The 20,631-nt window shown below is 38.7% G+C and carries 20 protein-coding genes and 1 tRNA gene; 12 read left to right on the plus strand and 9 right to left on the minus strand.

Annotated features, from left to right (window positions below):
* Positions 1-94 precede the first annotated feature (94 nt).
* Positions 95-1,264: a hypothetical protein gene (locus AQ505_RS12985; RefSeq protein WP_062548581.1), complete on the plus strand. Its 1,170-nt coding sequence runs from the start codon at positions 95-97 to the stop codon at positions 1,262-1,264.
* Between the two features lie 15 nt (positions 1,265-1,279).
* Positions 1,280-1,816 carry a hypothetical protein gene (locus AQ505_RS12990; protein WP_062548582.1) on the plus strand — a complete coding sequence of 179 codons (537 nt, stop codon included), beginning with the start codon at positions 1,280-1,282 and terminating at the stop codon, positions 1,814-1,816.
* A gap of 379 nt (positions 1,817-2,195) precedes the next feature.
* On the opposite strand, the gene AQ505_RS12995 is transcribed toward AQ505_RS12990, so the two are convergent.
* Together AQ505_RS12995 and AQ505_RS13000 are read right to left on the minus strand one after the other, a co-directional pair.
* A complete protein-coding gene (locus AQ505_RS12995) occupies positions 2,196-3,512 on the minus strand; it encodes a site-specific integrase (protein WP_062548583.1) in 1,317 nt (438 codons plus the stop codon).
* A gap of 245 nt (positions 3,513-3,757) precedes the next feature.
* Positions 3,758-3,830: transfer RNA gene (locus AQ505_RS13000), tRNA-Lys, on the minus strand.
* A gap of 360 nt (positions 3,831-4,190) precedes the next feature.
* Here AQ505_RS13000 and map point away from each other — a divergent pair.
* The 8 genes from map (at position 4,191) to AQ505_RS13040 (ending at position 13,207) form a co-directional block, all read left to right on the plus strand.
* Positions 4,191-4,997, plus strand: a complete 807-nt coding sequence (map, locus tag AQ505_RS13005) for a type I methionyl aminopeptidase (RefSeq protein ID WP_062548584.1) — start codon at positions 4,191-4,193, stop codon at positions 4,995-4,997.
* A 271-nt stretch (positions 4,998-5,268) separates the two neighbouring features.
* On the plus strand, positions 5,269-5,736 hold the full coding sequence (locus AQ505_RS13010; protein WP_157262349.1) for a sigma-70 family RNA polymerase sigma factor: 468 nt from the start codon (positions 5,269-5,271) through the stop codon (positions 5,734-5,736).
* Between the two features lie 91 nt (positions 5,737-5,827).
* Positions 5,828-6,496 carry a hypothetical protein gene (locus AQ505_RS13015; RefSeq protein ID WP_062548586.1) on the plus strand — a complete coding sequence of 223 codons (669 nt, stop codon included), beginning with the start codon at positions 5,828-5,830 and terminating at the stop codon, positions 6,494-6,496.
* Positions 6,480-7,697, plus strand: a complete 1,218-nt coding sequence (locus tag AQ505_RS13020; protein WP_062548587.1) for a hypothetical protein — start codon at positions 6,480-6,482, stop codon at positions 7,695-7,697. Before AQ505_RS13015 ends, AQ505_RS13020 begins: the two co-directional genes overlap by 17 nt.
* An 81-nt stretch (positions 7,698-7,778) precedes the next feature.
* Positions 7,779-10,166 (plus strand): TonB-dependent receptor, encoded by a 2,388-nt coding sequence (locus AQ505_RS13025; RefSeq protein WP_062548588.1) that lies wholly within the window; start codon positions 7,779-7,781, stop codon positions 10,164-10,166.
* Between the two features lie 44 nt (positions 10,167-10,210).
* A complete protein-coding gene (locus AQ505_RS13030; protein WP_062548589.1) occupies positions 10,211-11,413 on the plus strand; it encodes a DUF4374 domain-containing protein in 1,203 nt (400 codons plus the stop codon).
* A gap of 22 nt (positions 11,414-11,435) precedes the next feature.
* On the plus strand, positions 11,436-12,566 hold the full coding sequence (locus AQ505_RS13035) for a PepSY-associated TM helix domain-containing protein (protein ID WP_062548590.1): 1,131 nt from the start codon (positions 11,436-11,438) through the stop codon (positions 12,564-12,566).
* 419 nt (positions 12,567-12,985) lie between these two features.
* A complete protein-coding gene (locus AQ505_RS13040) occupies positions 12,986-13,207 on the plus strand; it encodes a hypothetical protein (protein WP_157262351.1) in 222 nt (73 codons plus the stop codon).
* Positions 13,208-13,313: 106 nt separating this feature from the next.
* Here AQ505_RS13040 and AQ505_RS26655 read toward each other — a convergent pair whose 3' ends face one another.
* On the minus strand, positions 13,314-14,639 hold the full coding sequence (locus AQ505_RS26655; protein WP_197286173.1) for an alpha/beta fold hydrolase: 1,326 nt from the start codon (positions 14,637-14,639) through the stop codon (positions 13,314-13,316).
* Between the two features lie 146 nt (positions 14,640-14,785).
* On the opposite strand from AQ505_RS26655, the gene AQ505_RS13050 reads away from it, so the two are divergent.
* On the plus strand, positions 14,786-15,466 hold the full coding sequence (locus AQ505_RS13050; RefSeq protein ID WP_062548592.1) for an ArsR/SmtB family transcription factor: 681 nt from the start codon (positions 14,786-14,788) through the stop codon (positions 15,464-15,466).
* A 166-nt stretch (positions 15,467-15,632) separates the two neighbouring features.
* Here AQ505_RS13050 and AQ505_RS13055 read toward each other — a convergent pair whose 3' ends face one another.
* Together AQ505_RS13055 and AQ505_RS26375 are read right to left on the minus strand one after the other, a co-directional pair.
* Entirely contained in the window at positions 15,633-16,319 is a 687-nt protein-coding gene (locus tag AQ505_RS13055) for an ABC transporter substrate-binding protein (protein WP_062548593.1), read from the minus strand.
* Between the two features lie 44 nt (positions 16,320-16,363).
* Entirely contained in the window at positions 16,364-16,516 is a 153-nt protein-coding gene (locus tag AQ505_RS26375; RefSeq protein WP_157262353.1) for a hypothetical protein, read from the minus strand.
* A 265-nt stretch (positions 16,517-16,781) separates the two neighbouring features.
* Between AQ505_RS26375 and AQ505_RS13060 the strand changes: the two genes are divergently transcribed.
* On the plus strand, positions 16,782-17,924 hold the full coding sequence (locus tag AQ505_RS13060) for an acyltransferase (protein WP_062548594.1): 1,143 nt from the start codon (positions 16,782-16,784) through the stop codon (positions 17,922-17,924).
* 47 nt (positions 17,925-17,971) lie between these two features.
* Here the strand turns inward: AQ505_RS13060 and AQ505_RS13065 are convergent, their stop codons facing one another.
* The 4 genes from AQ505_RS13065 to AQ505_RS13080 form a co-directional block, all read right to left on the minus strand.
* A complete protein-coding gene (locus AQ505_RS13065) occupies positions 17,972-18,442 on the minus strand; it encodes a RidA family protein (RefSeq protein WP_231634863.1) in 471 nt (156 codons plus the stop codon).
* Positions 18,443-18,531: 89 nt separating this feature from the next.
* A complete protein-coding gene (locus AQ505_RS13070) occupies positions 18,532-19,095 on the minus strand; it encodes a Crp/Fnr family transcriptional regulator (RefSeq protein ID WP_062548595.1) in 564 nt (187 codons plus the stop codon).
* Positions 19,096-19,198: 103 nt separating this feature from the next.
* A complete protein-coding gene (gene bla, locus AQ505_RS13075) occupies positions 19,199-20,098 on the minus strand; it encodes a class A beta-lactamase, subclass A2 (protein ID WP_062548596.1) in 900 nt (299 codons plus the stop codon).
* 56 nt (positions 20,099-20,154) lie between these two features.
* Positions 20,155-20,520: a DoxX family protein gene (locus AQ505_RS13080; RefSeq protein ID WP_062548597.1), complete on the minus strand. Its 366-nt coding sequence runs from the start codon at positions 20,518-20,520 to the stop codon at positions 20,155-20,157.
* Positions 20,521-20,631: the final 111 nt, after the last annotated feature.

Consider the following 20,631-nt stretch of genomic DNA (forward strand, 5'->3'; position numbering starts at 1 on the left):
AATGGTGTGTCCCTATATTGATTTTTAACACAGATATGCTGTTCATTTAAATTTAACGATTAGAAATTCAACAACCTCATAGTCGCTCACATTTATGATTAATACAGTTTTTTACTCTTGGCAGTCCGATTTGCCAAATAATACAAATAGAGGTTTTTTGGAATCTTGTTTAAAAAAGGCAATATCTAATCTCAAAGAAGTAGGAGATTTCTCTATTGAACTTGCTATAGATCGGGATACTAAGGATGAACCTGGAATGCCAGATATTATTGATACAGTTTTTAAGAAAATTAATAGAGCAAAAATATTTATTGCAGATATTTCTATCATAAATTCTGGTTCTTCCGATAGGAAAACCCCCAATCCAAATGTTTTGATTGAATTAGGATATGCTGCAAAAAGTATCGGATGGGATAAAGTAATTTGTATTTATAATAAAGACTATGGATCGATAGAGGATTTGCCATTTGATATTAGACAAAGGCGTCCAATAATATATAGCCTCAAAGAAGGGAATAAAGATGACGCTAAAGAATATATTTCTAAATCTATTGCTTCAACTATAAAATCTCTTAATGCAAATGGTTCTTTATTTGATATAATAAATGATTTTCACAAGGTGCAAGTAGATACGGAGATCCTCACTATTATAAACCACCTCAGAAAAATTATTTTTGGATATAATCAAGAGCTTTCATTTGAGCTTATTTCAGAATTTTTAAATATTGAGGATATTGCAATTGTGGAAGTCCTTACTGCAAATAGATTTATAGGATTCCAGGTTTTTAAGCGATGGGAAGTAAATGAAAAAAAATTACAAGACATAGTAAATAAGGTTATTTCCTATCATTCTCATGGGAAGGAAACTGCAACTATTATCATTCAATTAATGCAATGGACGGTTGCGTTTGACAGTTTCAATCAATTAAGGAAAAACCCGGATTTGTTCTTACAGATCGAAAATTCTCCGTCTCATTTTTATGCAGTTGAAGGCAAAGCATTTAACGAACGAAATAGTGAGTTTCCAGATCGCTTTATATTGTTGAAAAGACTCAACAATGAAAAAAGCCAAGTTAGTGATTTTGGCGATTTCATAGAAACTCAAAAAATTGAAGGGCTAATATTTTCTTATAAACTAAATCCAAAATATATTGAAAATTATTGTAAGCATATTAGAGCATTCATTTCTATCACCGAAAAGTGGTTGGATCACACAAATGGAGAGTTTATTATAGATAATGCTAAAATGTTTGAAATAAAATAAATAAAGTAATTGCTCATGGAACCAGAAGAATTAATTGAACGCCTTAATATTGCTCTAGGTGAATTTTGCCGAGAAGAACCAGATTTGTTTTTACAGGATGCGCACGAAGAAGCGATTTCTACAGCATTTATTAAGTATCTCACTAACATTTTTGAACATTTAAATTTAAATATTGATGGGCAGTGGGATAAACGAATGATTGATAATGTAGTACAAAAAAAACAAACTGATTTTCTGATTACACAACTTCCAATATCAAAACGTAACTCAGGCGAAATTATTGATGATGAGACAATCAGAAAGGAAGTCCTCCCAGATATTATATTACATCGTAGGCAGGACTGCAATCACAATTTTTTGGCTATTGAAATCAAAAAGAGTACAAATTTAAAGACCGCGTCTAAATCGTATGATCATTTAAAACTTTCAGTTTATACTAATAGTGACTTAAATTATAACTACGGAGCATATATTGAATTTTGTACAGGAAAAGATTATAAAAATGAAGATCCTTTTAGCTTAATTATTTTTCAAAATGGTGTTGAATTGTAAGGGTTACATTAGTCGGTAAATGCAATGAAAAATTAGTAAAAAACAAAATTATTTTGATCCTTTATTATAATTTTTAAGAAAACACAATCTTATAATACATTTAGAACTTGTTTTATTAAGTACTTCATTAGCAGTAAACTTAGTTATTCTTCGCAAAAATTATCTTTATAATATCATCTGGGTCAATATTCTCTTCACCTATAGAAGCTTGCTTTACATATAGGCGAATTCTAACGGTATTGATGCCATTCTGATTAAAACTTGCTCAAAGTGGTTCGACCTTAGCACGGCTGGGGGTACCAAAAAAAATTATAAAGGGGAGATAATTTTGTCCATTATATCCCCTATACAAATGTCAATACATCTGTTGTTTTAGAGATTATATTTTAATAAATGATCCTACTTTCATTTTTCCTCTCAGTAGGCCGTTAGAATCAAACAGAATTTCTTTAGCTGCATGCATTTTCTTCGCTATTCTACTTTTTTTGACTCTTGCGTACCTTTGGGTTGTTCTGACATTCTTATGTCCTAACATTTTACTTACATCCTCTAATGGGAAATCTAGAATGTTTAGCATGATGTCGGCGAAAGTATGCCTTGCCAAATGACTATTTAATTCTCTTGATAAGCCGCAAATATCAGATAGCTCTTTAAGATAGCAATTGTAGCGATAGTTGCTATTTACAGGGATCAAACGGTTGTTGATTTTACAGTAGGGGTCGGTACTGTATTTTTTAATGATCTGTTCAACGATGGGCAGAATAGGCACCATTTCTGTAACTTTCGTTTTCCCACGCTCTTTAATGAGCCATTTATCATGTGCGGTGCCAACGGTCACAATATGCAGCGGAGATAAATTATATATGTCCTGATAAGCAAATCCGGTAAAACATTGAAATATAAATGCATCTCTCACTTTATCAAGCCTTTCAATCGTAAGTTTATGATGCCAAATATTTTCAACTTCTGATATTTCCAATGGTCGAATTTCAGGTTCATCAGCACCACACCTGAATTTTTCAATTGGGTTCTTAGATATCCAGCCATTTGTTTCAGCAAGTTTAAGTAGCTGTTTGGTACTCTTGATTTGCTTAATCGCAGCAGCCTCCCCAAGTACTGGACTTCTCTTAACAGTCAGGAAGGTTAAAAAATCCTGTGCAAAGCAATAGTTAATATCAATAAGTTCCATATCATTAATTTTATACTGGTATAAAAGAAATTCTGCAATCTTGTTTTTTGTTGCTTTCCATTGTTTTAATGTTTCGGATGATCTCAGCTTTTTCTTTACCAAATCAGAAAACTCTTTAATCTGAAGATCAGCAAGTTCCAATAGACTTATCTTTTTCTTAGTGGTATTTGCGGTTTGCCCTTTTCTATGGTCATGTGGCAGGTTCCTATAGACATTTTTTAGTTTTAATGGAGAGACAACATCAAAGTTAGATTGTAGTACAGTAAAATACCTTTCTAAATCAACTTGCATACGATTGATTAAGGAATTAGTCATTTTAGCGTGCTGCCCTGATATTACTCTTTTGGTTGCGTTATCCCAGTTGTCAACATGTGCTTTCCTACCAGTGGATAATTCTTCTTCCATTCCATCAATTGATATCCTGCAAATAATAGGGGCAAGGCCGTTAGCATCTTTCTTTGATTTACGGTGCCAGAATAAAATGGTTAATGTTTGGTTGCTTTTCATTTTTCAATCTGTTAAGTAAAACATTTAGTTAAGCCTGGATAAATCCAGTAAACAAATTGTTGCTTTAAGGATGGCACAAATTGAGGCTAGGATAACTGGTGCCCAAATTTACCAAATACAATTGGGCACCAGATAGGGCACCAATCAGATTGATTTTGTTTGCTATGAAATGACTTATTATTTTTCTTAAAACGCCTTTTAAAATACATTTTAAACAGAAAAGGCGCAATTTCTTGCGCCTTTCGTGATCCCGCTGGGATTCGAACCCAGGACCACTACATTAAAAGTGTAATGCTCTACCAGCTGAGCTACGGAATCAATTATTATTTTGTTGTTTGGTATTGCAAAGATATTAATTTTTATGTAAAATCGGCCTTAATGATACTAAAAAAACGTTTTTCTGTTGTAAACTGCTGTATTTTAGTTGAATAATTTTACGGTTATTTTTCTTAGATCATAATTTCCTCAACTTTCGGGTAAAGTGCTTTACAACGCTCTATAAGCATCATTTTAAATAAATCAATTGATGTTTAGTACTTTATCTCAATTTTCTTGAAATTACACCGATATGAATAATATTTCCATAGAAATATCATACTTCCCATATATTTGTAGTTCTAAACATAAAGAAACAAATCTTCTGAACAGACAGCATGTTGTTCAGAGTTAAATAACGAAATGAGTATGTATAAGACGGATGAGGAAGTTGAGATTCAACGTGAAAGTTGTTTATTGGTAAGTGCTACAATTACAGAGGTGGCTAAGATTCTTAAACCCGGGATCACTACGTTGTCGCTTGATGTAATGGCAGAGCAGTTTATCAGAGACAATGGTGGAAATCCAACCTGTAAAGGTTATCACGGTTTCCCTTACAGCCTTTGTATTTCTATAAATGAGCAGGTTGTTCATGGTTTTCCGAGTGAATATATTATAAAAGAAGGTGACGTAGTTTCTATTGATACTGTGGTGGATAAGAATGGTTTTCATGGTGACCATGCCTATACTTTTATTATGGGTGAAGTAGCGCAAGAAGTGCTTGACTTGGTGAGAATTACCAAAGAATCACTGTATGTTGGGATAAAACAAGCAGTAGCGGGCAACCGTACTGGTGATATCGGTTATGCTATTGAGCAGTATACAAATGGAAAACATGGTTATGGCGTAGTACGCGAGATGGTAGGCCATGGGGTAGGCAGAGAAATGCATGAAGATCCTCAGGTGCCAAATTACGGCAGAAAAGGAAGCGGTAAAAAGCTAATTGAAAACATGGTATTGGCAATTGAGCCGATGATTACTATGGGAAGTCGTCAAATCTTTACAGAAGAGGACGGCTGGACGATTTCTACGGAGGATGGTTTACCAGCAGTTCATTTCGAACACAATGTGTGTGTGAAAAAGGGTACTCCAATTATCCTTTCCAACTATGCCCCAATTGAAGCTGCAGAAAAAGCAAATACAAATCTAAATAGCAGCTATTACAACTAGCGCTCATTTTTTATATACCTATTGAACACACAGGCTAATCCAATTACAGGGTTGGCCTGTGTTGTTTATAATGTGATTCGTGTTTTTAGCCATTTGTGATGATCAGTTAAACTCCATTTAAATATTTCACAAAGCCTTTGTTTGTAATTAATCTAAATAGTATATATTTGCGGCACAGTCTTTAGAACCAATTTTGGCAGAAACCACAAACATACACGCAACTGATACCCTTACGCGTATCAACCGACAAACTTTTGAAACTATATACAATATGTATTGGGACAAGGTTTACGCCGTATGTTACAATAACATCAGAGAGATTGAACCGGCAAAAGAAATGGTTCAGGATATATTTAAATCACTGTGGGAGAGAAGAGCGGAGCTCGAACTCGAAAATGTCAGCAATTATCTGATTCGCTCTGCAAAATTCAAAACCTTTGAATACATCCGAAACAAAGTGAGCCGTGAAAAGCACATCTGTATCAAATACCAGGATTGTACGCATTCCACGAATTGCACAGAAGAGCACATCAACTACAACAACCTTAAGGAAAGCGTCAATCTTCTCGTCGATACCCTCCCTTGTCAATGTAAAAAAGTATACCGGATGAGCAGGGAGCAAGGGATGAGTAACAAGGAAATTGCCATTGCCTTATTCATCAGCGAACGGGCTGTAGAATACCACATTACCAAAAGTTTGACTGTCCTCAGACAACGTCTTTCCAATTATTCTGAATAAAAATAGCTGGGGCATTACGGAAAACGAGTTATTATGCTACTTATATTTTATATAAGTTTGTATTCCGATAAAAGCAGGCTTTAACACGAAAATGAACATTAGCAAAGACCTCATAGAAAAATACCATCGCAATCAATGCAGCACCGAAGAGCGTGATGCAGTGGAAGAATGGTTATTTTCCAGTCATACTGATGAAGGTCTTCAATTGCCATTGGGCGAGTCTAAAGCAGTTCATAAAGCAGACATCTGGAAGGGAATCGCTGATATTCTTCCAGAAGAAGCACCTGCTGAAACAAAAACAAAACCTTTAGCCGAAAAACCAATCCGTAAGTATTCATTTTGGATCGCTACAGTAGCGGCCACTATAGTGGTAGGCATGTCGGGCTTAGGTGTGGTTCAACTGCAGCGAAACAAGCAGCAAACAGATCCTGAACTCGTATCAATTAATAATACCTCTACTGTTAAGGTACATCATCTGGAAGTAAAAGGCTATGCCTTGTCGGTTGGGACCAGTACCTCTGCTAAAATCGACAACCTAACCGGAGTAGTAGACCTATCCGGAAGCATACTTATTTCCCCTAAAAAAGACATTACACTCCAATTTGAAGGTAGTCCTGAAAAGATCACTTTTAAAAAAGGTCAAACTTATATCATACTTAAAAGCAAAGAAGGAACAAATCAGATCATTGTCAGTGAGAAAAACCTAATGGATCTGCCTCCGATTCTTCAAAAGCAAATTATCAATGAATTCAACATCTAATCGTTCTCTATCTTTTCTTTTACTGCTGATCAGCCTTTTTGGGTGTACAGACAGCGCTTTAACTACTAAAAATGAAGGTGCTCACAAATACAGTATTTACATCCTGGCTAAGGATGGAAACGAGTATATGGTAGAAACTGATCAGCTGGATGAAGGTGTGATCCTGCCTGAAAAAGAGGGTGCTGAGCTGAACACCAGGGAAATGGACCGTAGCGTGATCGTCAAAAATGGCTACTATTATCACCTCAACAGGAAAAAAGCGGCACTGGTAAAGTACGAGTTAAAAGACAAACAGCTAAGAGAAGTTCAATCTATGCCTTTAGCAAAGTTCTCCATTGAAAATTTCCATTGGCTGGGCAGAGATACTTTGTTGCTCACAGGTTTAAATACGCCAGACTTTACGCAAGTGAAGTATAGCATGCTCAATGTGGCAGCAATGAAGTCTATTAGCGAGGGAAATATGGAAATCCCGGTTCCTTCTGGAAAGTTCGATAATATGTCGGTGGGTTTTGTGAAAAAACAAGGCTTAAAGCTGCTGGTTGGCTATACTTACCATCAGGAACTTGGACTGCTCAATTATACCACCAGCGATACCACCTATGTGACCGAACTGAATTACCCGCAAATGACCGCAGTAAAAACAGCAAAAGATACGCGTTCTACCTATCCAGGTGGTGTAAATACCGTTCAAACCTCTTCTTTTGAGGATGCACAAGGTAATTTTTACTTCATGGACTGTCCAGGGATTGCTTTAGGTAATCGTCCGGAACTCGCTACAGGAATCCTGCGCATCAATAAAAATGAAACCGCCCCAGACCCTCGTTACTTTTTCAATATCTCCACTCGAATCGGCAATCATGCCTATGGAATGTGGCCTATCGGAGGCGATAAAGCCATCATCAGAGCAGAGCGAAAAGATCTGTTTAAAGGACTTTGGGATCATTACAGTACGCCACATTTTGAATTCTACCTGGTAGATGTGAAAAATAATAAAGTGATCAATAAGCTGGCGCTTCCTTTGGATAAAGGAACAAGAAGGGAATGTGTGCTGTTAAAGGATAACATCGCCTACATTTCCATAAGCTCCTCAGCAGAAGGTAATTTTATATGGAGGTATGACCTTAAAACCTGTGCGCTAAGTAAAGGACTGGAGCTTGCTGGAAATACAGATTTCATCCTTAGAATTGATCAGCTGAGGTAATTCTTCATTTTTTTTCTGGTTGCACCTTCGGGAATATTGTGCTTATGCTACTAACAGGTATAAATGCACAATATTAAAATAATGACCTACGGAAAAATTCTACTACTCATTCTCCTCAGCACCTTTTCATTTGCTGCACATTCACAAACTACTTCTACCATTTCAGGATATGTCAAAGACGGCAGCGAACTGATTACAGGGGCATCCATCTTTTTAAAAGGCACTAAACAAGGGGTAGTGTCAAATGCTCAGGGTTATTATGAACTGAAAAATCTTGTGCCTGGAACTTACACCGTCACCATTTCCTTTCTTGGTTACGAAAAGGACAGTAAGCAGGTAATGTTAAAACCAGGTCAGACTATAAACCTAACCTTCTCCTTAAAAAAGGACCAGCAGCAGCTTCATGATGTAAACATCAATGGGAAAACGAAAACCCAGCAGGTAAAAGAATCTGGTTTCTCCGTAAATGCTATTGAAACGAAGAAATACGCCAATACAACTGCTGATCTAAACCAGATCTTAAATAGAAGTACTGGGGTCAGGATTCGAGAACAAGGCGGATTAGGTTCTGATTTTAAGTTCTCTATCAACGGTTTATCTGGAAAGCAGGTCAAGTTTTTCATTGATGGCATTCCAATGGATGTGATGGGCAGCGCGATGTCTTTAAACAACATCCCGGTAAACATGGCCGAGCGATTGGAAGTTTACAAAGGAGTGGTACCTGTACAATTGGGTGCCGATGCGATGGGCGGCGCGGTAAACGTGGTGACCAATCAAAAAGTAAGCAATTACCTGGATCTAAGCCATAGCTATGGCTCCTTTCAAACTAACAGGTCCTCCTTAACAGGGCAATATGTTGACCAAAAAACCGGTCTGATTATTAAAGGGAGCGGATTTTTCAACTCCTCGGAAAACAGCTACAAGATGAAAAACGTAGATCTTGTAAGCGGTGGACTGAGAGATGGCAACTTCATATACGATGTAAACGGTGCAGAATATTATAAAGGCGATGCCAGACGTTTCCACGACAATTACCTGTCTGCCCTCGGACAAGTAGAAGTGGGGATCACCAATAAAAGCTGGGCAGATGTCTTGTTTATTGGCGGAGGTTATAATGAAGGTCATCAGGACCTGCAAACTGGTTTTGATCAGCAGACTGTTTATGGTAAAGTAAGACGTACCAATTTCGCTAAAAGCGCCACTTTACGCTATAAAAAGAACAATTTGTTTACAGAAGGACTAAACTTAAGCGTATTCGCAGCCCGATCAAAAGATACTTATAAGACTACTGATACCGCTTTCCGCAATTACAACTGGGATGGCACTTATTTTACCAAAGGATATACCGAAATGGGAAATAGTGTCAAATCGATTAGTAACATCGTCAGACCCCGCACTTATGCGATGGCCAACCTGAGTTATGTGATCAACAATGAGCACTCTTTGAACTTGAATTATACGATCGATCATTTGAAAAATAAGAACTTCAATCAACTGCAAACAGATCACGATAGTGTACCAGGACTAATTAATAAACAGATTCTAGGCTTTGCCTATCAGCAAAACCTGTTAGACAATAGGTTATCCAATACCATCTTTGGTAAGTATTACCACCTGGATTTAGAAAGGTCAAAATCTATAGCTGGCCGCTATGTTACTCAGGATACCACTTTCTCTAACTTTGGTTATGGGATCGCTTCCAGGTATAAAGTGACAGAAGGGATAGGTGTAAAGGCTTCATATGAGCACTCTTACAGGCTGCAGGAAACAGAAGAAGTGTTTGGAGATGGATTAAATGTACTGGGGAATCCTAATTTAAAGCCAGAAAGCAGTCACAATTTAAACCTTGGCGCCTATTATGGTTTCCAGGTCAATAAAAATAGCTTCTTCTTCGAAGCTTCTGGATTTTATCGCAATGCCAAAGATTTTATCTTTCCGGTACCTGATGTTCGCTCCAAATTGATCAAAAATGAAAACCAAAGTAGTGTCCGCATTACAGGTTTTGAATCCGAAGCCAGGTATAGTTATGCTCAATTGCTGTCCCTGACGCTGAATCTGACCTATCAAAATGCGATCAATACCACAAAGGAGGGACAGACGGAATCTTATAATGTTCCCGATACTTACCTGAATAAAATTCCTAATCAGCCTTGGTTGTTTGGAAATGCAGACTTTACCATTGGACAGGATAACCTGTTAGGAAAGGATACCCGACTGCAGTTCAACTGGTTCACACAGTATGTAAACTGGTTCTACCTGACCTGGGAAAGTAAAGGAAACCCAATTGATAAGTCGGATATTCCAACTCAATTCGTCCACAGTGCATCACTAAGTTACTCCCTGCAAAAAGGCAAATACAACATCTCTGCAGAATGTAGAAACTTAACTGATCAGCTGACTTACGATAATTTTAAACTGCAGAAGCCAGGAAGATCATTCTCCCTGAAATTCAGATATTTCATTCAGTAATTATAAAATAAAAAATAGACTATCAACATATTATCATTATATATATGAACACATTATTTAAATATACGGCTAAGCTGTTAATGCTCGTCATGTTAGTGCTCAGCATCAGTGGCTGTGAAAAAAGAAAAGAAGGACATATCGAAGAAGGTACAAACTACGCAGCAATTCTTTGTGTAGGGAGCTGGCCAAATACTGCTTATTATATCTCCAGTATTCCTTCATTAACCACTGGAACCATCAGTCTGAAAGGTAATGGTGCGGAGATGACCGGTAAGGTTTATGCACAGGATGTGATTCAAAGAGAGGGTTTCTACTACCACATGAATTCTACCAGCGGACGTTTCGGGAAGTATCATGTGGAAAACGGATCATTGCTCATCGATAAAGAGATTCCTTTCGCCTACCTGAGCTGGAGTTCTTATGCATGGGCAGATAACAATACACTGGTAATTTTTGGTGATGGTAATGGCGAAGCTCGTTATGCGGTGGTTAAAGTAGACAAAATGACCATTAAAACTGGTAAACTTGATCTTGGTAAAATCCCTGCAGGTTTCCAGCAATACAGTTTCGGATTTGCTCAGTATAGAGATAGTAAGCTGTTTCTTGGTTATGGTTTTGCTTCCAATGATTGGAGCGTATTTCCAAATATGCCGGTTTATCCAAAATCGTATGTTGCAGTAATTGATTATCATACAATGGCTGTTGAAAAGTCACTGGAAGAAACCCGTACCACTGGATTAGGCAGTTTGAACATTTATGCGCCTTCTTCTTTTGTAGACGAAAACAATGATTTATACTTTATCAGTGATCCAGTAACGGGTTATGATTACAAATCTCCATCCATCATGTACCGCATTAAAAGTGGATCAACAGTGATCGATCCGGACTATTTCTTTAATTACTCCGCTGCATCGAATAATGAAAAAGGAGCGGCAATGTGGTACATTGGAAATGGGAAAGCAATTGTCCGATCCAGAATTAGTGGGGATAATATAGATTTGGAGCATTATTACAGATTGATTGACGTAAAATCTGGTACGATGATCAAGAAATTGGACCTTCCTGCAGATAAAGGTGAGCGCATGGTGAATGCAGTGATTGTGGAAGACGGCAAGGCCTTTATCGCTGTAAATGCAGTCGACAGAGATTACATCTGGCAATACAATCCTGCAACTGATCAATTGACAAAAGGAGTGGAATTTATAGGCGGTATCGACTATATTCTTCGCATAGAGAAACTGAAATAATTGAAAATTCTATATTGCTTAAATGAGCTTTAAAAAAATAAATGCCTGGGTTCATCTCTGGTTCGGAATTGCTTCCGGAGTCGTAGTGGTGATTCTGGGCATCACGGGTTGCATCCTTGTTTTTGAACAGGAAATCAGAAATGTTTCTTCTCCATGGCTCCATGCAGCGTCAAAAGGAAAAGCGTTGTTGCCTCCATCTAAAATTCAGGAGGGCGTGCTTAAAGTGTTGCCTAATAAAGAAGTAAATTCCATCTGGTATTATGGTGAAAACCGTACAGCACAGGTTACAGTAAATTCAGATTCTACAGTATTCGTAGATCCCTATACTGCCAAAGTAGTAGCCATGGTAGATCACGAAGATTTCTTTCATATCGTAGAAGAAGGCCATTTTTACCTTTGGCTGCCGAAAGAAATAGGTAGTGTAATCGTAGGATGGGGAACCTTCATCTTTTTCATTTTACTGCTTAGCGGCCTGGTTTTATGGTGGCCAAAAAGATGGAATAAGAAAGGCCGGGATCAAAGCTTTAAAATCAAATGGAAAGCCAGGTTTAAGCGCCTGAACTATGATTTACACAATGTTTTGGGTTTCTACTCCATCATTGTTGCGCTTTTATTTGCGATCACTGGATTAATGATGAGCTTTCAATGGTTCAATAAAGGGATATTCTGGATAGCAGGAGGAAGGGATAAACCCAGAATTGAAGCAGTTTCCGATACTTTAAGCAATCCTCAGACAAAAATGCTGGCACAGGTAGATAAGGCCTGGTATAAAGGAATGAACGAACTCGCAGCGCACAATCCAAAAGAAATCATTGTAAGCTTCCCTGAGAAGGCCTCTGAGGCTATTTATGTCTGCACAGATATGTTTAATGGTACCTGGCGGGATGTTTACCTGGATCAGCATACCTTAGAGATCCTGCCAGCCTCTAGTAAGAAATTGATGGATGAAAACTTTGCCGATTTGATTCGCAGGGTAAATTATGGCGTCCATATTGGTGCAATTGGTGAGTTGCCGACAAAAATTCTCTTTTTCATCGTCAGTCTGATTTGTGCTTCATTACCAATTACAGGTTTTGTGATTTGGTGGGGCAAAAAGAAAAAATCAGGCAAAAAGAAGAGAAGAATTTTTATGAATCTCTCTCCAAGCGTATAATCGCATATTAGTTTTCTTTTGAAAAGCCGTTTGATCAAGTCGAACGGCTTTTTTTACTTTAAAAGCATGGAAAGGCAGAGCTGCCGAAGCGTTTGGTTTAGCGCTTCAGACACCTTTCAGTTAGTGGGATGTGCTCGGGAAGAGACCTGATGACCTTTAGCCGCAGGAAGGGCTTCGGTTAGGGTTTGGATAGCAGAGACTAAGGCAACCCTAGGCGAACCCTACACGAACCCTACGCAGTACCTATTATAAGGCCGATCTCTTCCCGAACACTTCCCGATCAGTAACAGGTAAAAATTCCAATATTGAATATTTCTATTGTTTTTCTTTGAAACAAGCTGCTAGTCTGAATGTTATTTGAGTAGTAAGTGTTTAGTTAACGCTCCTTGTGATTCTTATTTTATTAAATTAAAATGACCATGGAAACTAAAAACCTAAATGATCAGGCTTGGGAACAAAGGCTGATCGATGAAAATATAGAAAGCGACCCAAAAAGACCTCCAATACCGGAAGATGCTGAGGATGACGACGATGATTTTTCTGAAGATGACGATGATCTGGGTACAGGTAATTCAGGAAATGATGAAGAATATGGTGAAGACGAATTTGACGACGGTGATGAGGATTTAGAGTGGAAATAGGGTTGAACTTTATAAACACTATTACTTTATTTTGTTGGTATCGCAAAACGAGATACCAACAAAATAAGTAGAAGTCAGGTAATTATTCCTGACACACCTAAAAAAATCAACTTTTTCCATCATCATCATGCTGATGAAAATACCGGCTATCCCCAGGCGCTTCTTTCCTGTCAAACATCCCATAGTCCCTGATCACCCGGGCGATTCGTAAATGGTAATCCTTAAATACAAACTGTCTGCCTTTTGACTGTGCTTCGCGATGCAGCTCCAGGTTCCGCCATTCCCTTATGGCCTTTTCATCACTCCAAAATGACAAGGACAATATCTTCTCAGGGTGTGTCAGACTCTGGAAACGCTCAATGGAAATGAAGCCTGATATTTTTTCAAGTTCTGGTTTGAGCTGCTGTGCAATAGTTAAATAATCTTCTTTTCGGCCATCATCCGGAATAACCTCAAATATGACTGCTATAGCTGTTGTATCACTGACAGATACAGTTGTATTTCCTCGTTTGAGGAAATGAAACACTTCTTCATAAAGCTGAAAGCGGCTATTCTCCAAATGCATCACATGTGTACCCTTGCCAATAACAGCATACTTTTTCAAAGGCACATTGTCCAGCGACTTAAAAAGACGCTCATAATCATTATTGTCGGGGTATTCATCCCATTCACCACGTATCAATAAAGTAGGGGCTGCAATTGAAGCAGGATTATAATAAGGGGCATTGTGCATCATATCTTCAACATCCCGATCAGGGCCGGATGGAAAACGGATATATTGACTATTGAATTTTCCCGCAAGTGGGTCCGAATCCAACCAGGCCTTGCCCCAGTCCTGGAATAATTCAGGTGCCAGCTGACATTGCTGTTCATCAGGAGTAGGGGTTTTCATGGCTGTGACTCTTTGTTCCGGCGTCATTGTCTGATAACTATGCTCAATCTCCACTCGAGTACCTGTATCATCTCGTTTCGTTAATGCTGCAAATAAAACAAGCTTTTCAATTTTATCGGGAAACTTTGTCGCGTATAAAGCGGCAACCGTACCACCCCAGGAATGGGCAATCAGATAAACCTTTGATTTTCCGGTTCTTTTGATGATCAACTCTACTGCTTTATCGATGTCCTGATAGCAATCCATAGCTCTTCCTGTGGGCATAGCTAAAGTTGGACTGACCTCCATTTCAGGATACCTGTCGGAATGGCCATAACCTAAAAAGTCAAGCGCATACACATGATATCCCTGTTCAGCTAAATGGTCCATCCAGGAATAATTATTCATTTTGAAGCCAAATGAAAGTTCAGAGGAGAAGGAGGAGCCATGGATAAAAAGTACGGCATAATCATTAGCAAATACCAAAGGAGCCTTGTAGTGAAGAGCGATCTGGAGGCCTTTAAGACGGCTTGCTGTTTTTATGATTTCATAATTGTTCATCGTGTTGAATATTAAAATGCTTGAGAAGGATAATGGCTATAAAATGGGGAAAAGTATCTTTTTCATATTATGTACCTTTGACAAAGGCAAACCTAAAGAAACAAGGATTGTAACACTTCAGTATTTAATTAACTATCAATGTTTGCATGGAAAAAGAACTTGGAAATATAACTTCGATCATTGGTGATCCTGTTCGCACCAATGTTTTATGGACATTACTTGATGGCAGAGCTTATACAGCCTCCGAATTGGCCATTTGCGCAAATACTTCTCCGCAGAATATGAGCATGCACCTCAGTAAATTACTGAAAGCCGATTTGTTAACCGTAGAAAGACAGGGCAGACATAAATATTATAAATTCTCCAGACATGAAGTAGCAGATGCCATAGAAGCTTTAAGTAGCCTGATTCCTCCCGTAAAGCTGAAAGTGATCAGTGAAAATACCGATAATGTTAAAATTAAATATTGTAGGACATGCTATGATCACTTAGCAGGAAAAGTAGGTGTAATGATCATGGATGCATTGGTTGAGCAGGAAATTTTTGAAATCGATGGACTCATTTATCAAATCACCGCGGAAGGGAAAAGATTCTTTTCAGAGATGGACATTGATGTCGATCATCTGCAAACGCAAAGAAGAGCCTTCATCAGACCTTGCCTTGATTGGACTGAAAGACGGCATCACCTTGCCGGCTCATTAGGAGCAGCGCTGCTCGATAAAATGCTTTCCATCGATTGGCTCCGTAAAACAAAGGATTCAAGGGCAATCTCGCTTACAGCGAAAGGACAAAAGGGACTTTATGAGAAATTGAAGCTCATGGTATGATATGAACCCAACCCAAATTAACCATTGAAGATTTAAATTAAGGGGGCTAGTGCCTTGCCTTTTTCTCCATATAGCTTTAACATGATCAGTTCCACTTGATGTTTTACATCCACATCCGGACTTGGGTAAACCCAATTATGGATACTCATAGCAGTGCTGAGCGACTTTAAGGTATGCGGGTTATAGAAAACATAGGCAGCAGGTTGTAAATTTGTTTATTCTTGATTGCGGAAACTTCTCCCAGTTCTTTTCTCTTGTAAAACTCATTCGGACTATCGTTCCACATGATGATCAAATCTGGATTCCAGCCCAGCAAAGTTTCGGGATTGATATTGGGTTGATCCAGCTCAAAAGGACAGGCATTTTCTACACCAGCAATCTCCAGACAGAAGTTCATCATGCTATTTCTGCCGGCAGTGGAGAATATTCGACCATGTGCCCAGGAGAAATAAGCTTTTTTCCTGGTCTGTATAGTGCTCGATCTGGTCTTCATGGCCGCATATTTTTGTTCTACGTAAACCATCAATTCATGAGCTCTTTCGGAAGTTCCAGTCAGCACCGCCAGGTCACGCATGGTTTGAAACACTTCATTATACTTTTCAACAATGGCGGTATAAACCTTTACACCAACTGATCGTAAAGCAGCTGCAAGCTCTTCCTGAGCCGCCTGCAGGATTACAATATCAGGGTTTAACATCATGATGCTTTCTATGTTCCCATCACCATTGTTTCCTGGAACTGCGAGTTGCTTTTGCTGGATTCTATCGTCTAATTTCGCGTAATACGGGTGTAAATCGTCACTCGTATAAATGCCGTTAAAAATACCAACGATTTTCGCCTCTGCTTTTAACATATATAAAGCATCCAAGGCCGGTTCATATAAGCACACGATTCTTTCTACAGGTCTATCGAGATGGATTTCTTCTTTCCATCATCAGCGCTGCTGCGATGAGTACAGCCGGAAAGTATCAAAGTGCCTGAAATGGAAAGTATAGCGATCAATAAAACCATTGTATTTTTTTTACTGATCATATTCTTGCTGTGTTTCATAAAGTATTCATTTACCTGTTATTATATATTACAAATAAAGAAGAAAGAGATTAAGACAGGATAAGAAGGGGATGAACCCTTGATGAGAATACTGAACTATTTGGTTAAATATTTTCGTTATTGTTCATTTGTGTTGGAACTTTTGGCTACTTTGCATTAACATTCAAACTAACCGACACCATTTTACCATTTTATACGATTTCGTAGAGGAAGGATAGCGTCTTTTTGGGATGGATCTCTTTTAGAAATTTAATAAATATATCATATGGAAAAAAAAGTGCAGGGAGAGATGGGATGGGTGAATCTATTGCGAATTATTGCTTGTTTTTTAGTGGTGTTATCCCACAGTTGTGACCCTTTTGTATCGCAGTTTGATACCAATCGGCAGTCCTTTCTCACCGGCGTATTTACCGGAAGTTTTGTCCGGGCCTGTGTCCCTTTATTTGTGATGATGTCTGGCGTTTTACTCCTGCCCATCAATATGAGTTTAGCCGATTTCTATAAAAAACGAATTGTCAGAATTCTGATTCCCCTTGTTTTCTGGTCGATTGTCTTACCTATATTATTCTATGTTTACCTGAATTTTGTGAATCCAGGTACTCAAAATAAAGCGCTAAACCTGGCTAATCATACTTTTGATGCCACTTTCGGTAAGTTATACACGTTCATTTTCAACTTTAGCTTCGCCACCATTCCATTGTGGTATATGTATATGCTGGTTGGTCTTTACCTGATTATGCCAGTTTTTAGTGGCTGGTTAAAACAAGCAACTAAAAAAGATATCGAGGTTTTCCTGGGAGTATGGGGAATCGCTTTGCTATTGCCATATATCAAAATGGCGGCACCATTATTAGGATACAATGGAAATTACGGCAATATGGGCCTTTTTGGGGTGTGCGACTGGAATGATTACGGTACTTTTTATTATATCTCGGGATTTACTGGTTATCTGGTTCTTGCTTATTATTTAGTGAAGTATCCTCTGGATTGGAGCTGGAATAAAATGCTGAGCATTACCATTCCTATGTTTTTGGTAGGTTACCTAATTACCTCATTTGGATTCATTGAGACTCAAAAACACTTCCCTGGTAATTATGCCAACCTGGAAATTGTATGGTATTTTGCCGGTATCAACGTCTTTATGATGACTTTCCCTGTATTTGTCATCGTTCAGAAAATGAATATTGCCTCTTCTGCGGCACTATCGAAACTGGCTTCCCTGACTTTTGGAATTTACCTTTGTCACTTTGTCTTCGTAGAACTGAGCTATGATGTGGTGGAGGCCATTGCTGCACCGCTGCATCCATTGGTTAAAATTATCAGTATTGCCTGTTTCACTTTTGCCATCAGCGCTGTGTTGGTATTGGTGATGAGGTCCTTTAAATTGACCCGTCGTTTCGTGATGTAAATTACAACTCTTCATGAGCTTAAGGGCTCATGAAGAGTGAATAGGGGCTATTTCACTACGGTAGCTTCTAATTCAACGGTTAAAGTTTCAAAAAGACTTTTCACTTCTAGTAAGGTCAGGGATTGCTTAATGCCATTTTTAGTGATCCAATCTTGTAGGATACCGAAATGCGGCCAAAGATCTGCGGTTGAAGTGGTATAAATGTTCAAACGGACAATGCCTTTGCATTCATATCCAGCCTTACCGATCACCTGCTCCAGATTCTGTATAGCCAGCTTAAGCTGAGATTCCATGTCTCCAGTACTCGAAATTCCTTCTGCAGTAATGGCTGCCTGCCCGGACACATAAAGTGTGCTTTCTACGTTTTTTACTTCAACAGCTTGCACATAACTGCGCTGATTCTGCCATTCCCAAGGGTTAATGATTCTTTTTTCCATTTTATTAAAGTGTTTTTGCTGCGCCCATGCTGGCACTGTACCAATGATTAGGAAGCTGAACAGTGTGGCTATTCTTTTCATGATTGCTTTTAATTTCAATTACAAAGTTGAGCATAGCACCAGGAATCGAGGTTGATCTACCTCACAATTATAAAGTGAGGTAGATCACACTAATGAGATAAACGGCTTAAAGTTTCGCGGGAAACACCTAGGTAGGCGGCAAGAAGGCTTTTGGGTACACGCTGAATAAGAGCGGGGTACTGTTTGAGCAGCTGCTCATAACGTTCTTTAGAATTAGACGTCATCATGGATATAATGCGGCGCTGTGAACTGAGAAAGCCAAAATTCGCTTTTTGAAGGAAGAAGCGTTCCATCTTTTGCAGTCCATTACATAGATTTTTATAGCCCTCCAATGTCAGACACAAAACTTCCGTATTTTCGATGCATTCGAGCGACATCGTAGCTGGACTTTGCGTATAATAAGCGTAGAAATCGCCTTCCCACCAATCTTCCATCGCAAAAGAAACAATGTGCTGCTTTCCGGTATCATCGGTATGAACAAGCTTTAGTAATCCGGACAAGACGAAATAATTATACTTTACGGCTTCACCTTCCTGAATCAGAAACTGGTGTTTTTTGAACTTTTTTAGGGTAAAATGACTGCATACAAAAGCAAACTCTTCCTCCCCAAGGGGTACTACTTTTTCGATATGTTCCCTTAGTTTCTGATACATGCTTCGTGTTTTAAGGAGGGATACAAAGCTAAGGTATTCCCGGATGACATCAAAAAACCTGGTTAAAGCTTTAAAATTACCCAGGTCTTTTTAGCCGCTGCAACTATTTGGATTTATGGGTATAGTAATCCCAAACCAGTTTCGAAATGTCCGAAATGATCTTGTCATTGGTTGCCTCATTTTCCTTTGTATTGCAAACAAAAACAGCGATGGCATAATGTTTTCCATTAGGCAAACGAACAATTCCCATGTCGTTAATTGCCGCGGTGATACCTGCTTTATTAGTGTCAGAAGTTCCTGTTTTATGGCCAACAATGGTTCCTTTTGGAAGCTTCCCCTTGATTCTATTCACACCTGTAGACGTTTCTACCATAGTAGTCCATAGGAAGTTGAAACTCTCTTTTGACAACAGGTTTTCCGTGTAGAATTTAACCAGCAGTTGGGTAATGGCTTTTGGTGTGCTCCAATTGGAGAACTGAACGTTCCATTCCTTATGCATTTCTTCTTCATTTGCCTGTATAGCTACATCTTTAACGCCAAGGCTGTGGATATAGTCGTTAATCGGCTTAGGGCCGCCAAGAAGCCTCATCAGGATATCGCAGCCGTTATTGTCGCTTTTTGCAACGGTATATTTGATGATCTCAGAGAGCGGCAAATCTACTTCGCCATTAGGATGCGCCTCGCGGATAGGGCTCCAGGTATCAGGTAAAAGATCGCTTTTCTTGATGTGGATTTTCTGCGATAAACTAAACTTGCCTTTATCCACCTGATTTAAAACCGCCATCGCAATGTGAAATTTGAAAACACTCTGCATCGGGTAATGTCGGTCGCCATTCACACTAAGCGTATCCTTGCTTTCAATGCCATAAACGGAAACACCTACATCTGCTTTTTTATGGGCGATTACTTGCTTGATCTGGTTCCTTAACTGGTTCTTCTGCGCCACACTATGGAAGCAAACAGATAATAAGATCAGGCAGGACAGGTATATTCTTTTATTCATATGATGATTTTTTATTTAACGTCACAAAGATCAGAAAAGTTATACTCATCAGCAGGTTATTTTACCTTTGGAATGATGAACCAGGCCCAATAAATGAAAACAAATTGAATTGGTAGTCGGATGTAAGCTAATAAATGGGAACCTATTGCCGGATTTGCCTTAAAAACATCAGCGAGGTGGAAAGGAAGGAAGAAGATCATCAGCAGCAAATTGGCAATGGCCGCAATTCTTCTGAACTTTGGCAGGAGTAAACCCAGGCCAATAGCAGCCTCAAAACATCCAACAAGGTAATTCACAGCCAGAGCAGGCATCCATTCTGGAATAAATGGGTTGTAAAATGCCGGTTTGATGAGATGATTGATGCCGGCACCCAGCATAAAAAGGCCAAACAACCAGGTCAATAATAGCTTCAGTTTACTCATGATTTATACTCTTTTTACGATCAGCCTGCTTTCAAAAAGAAAACAGGAATTGCCTATTCTTTACAAGATACAAGTAATGAGGGAGATTCATTGACCAGTATTTCTGAATTT

It is taken from the genome of Pedobacter sp. PACM 27299, from assembly GCF_001412655.1.
Classification (GTDB): Bacteria; Bacteroidota; Bacteroidia; order Sphingobacteriales; family Sphingobacteriaceae; genus Pedobacter.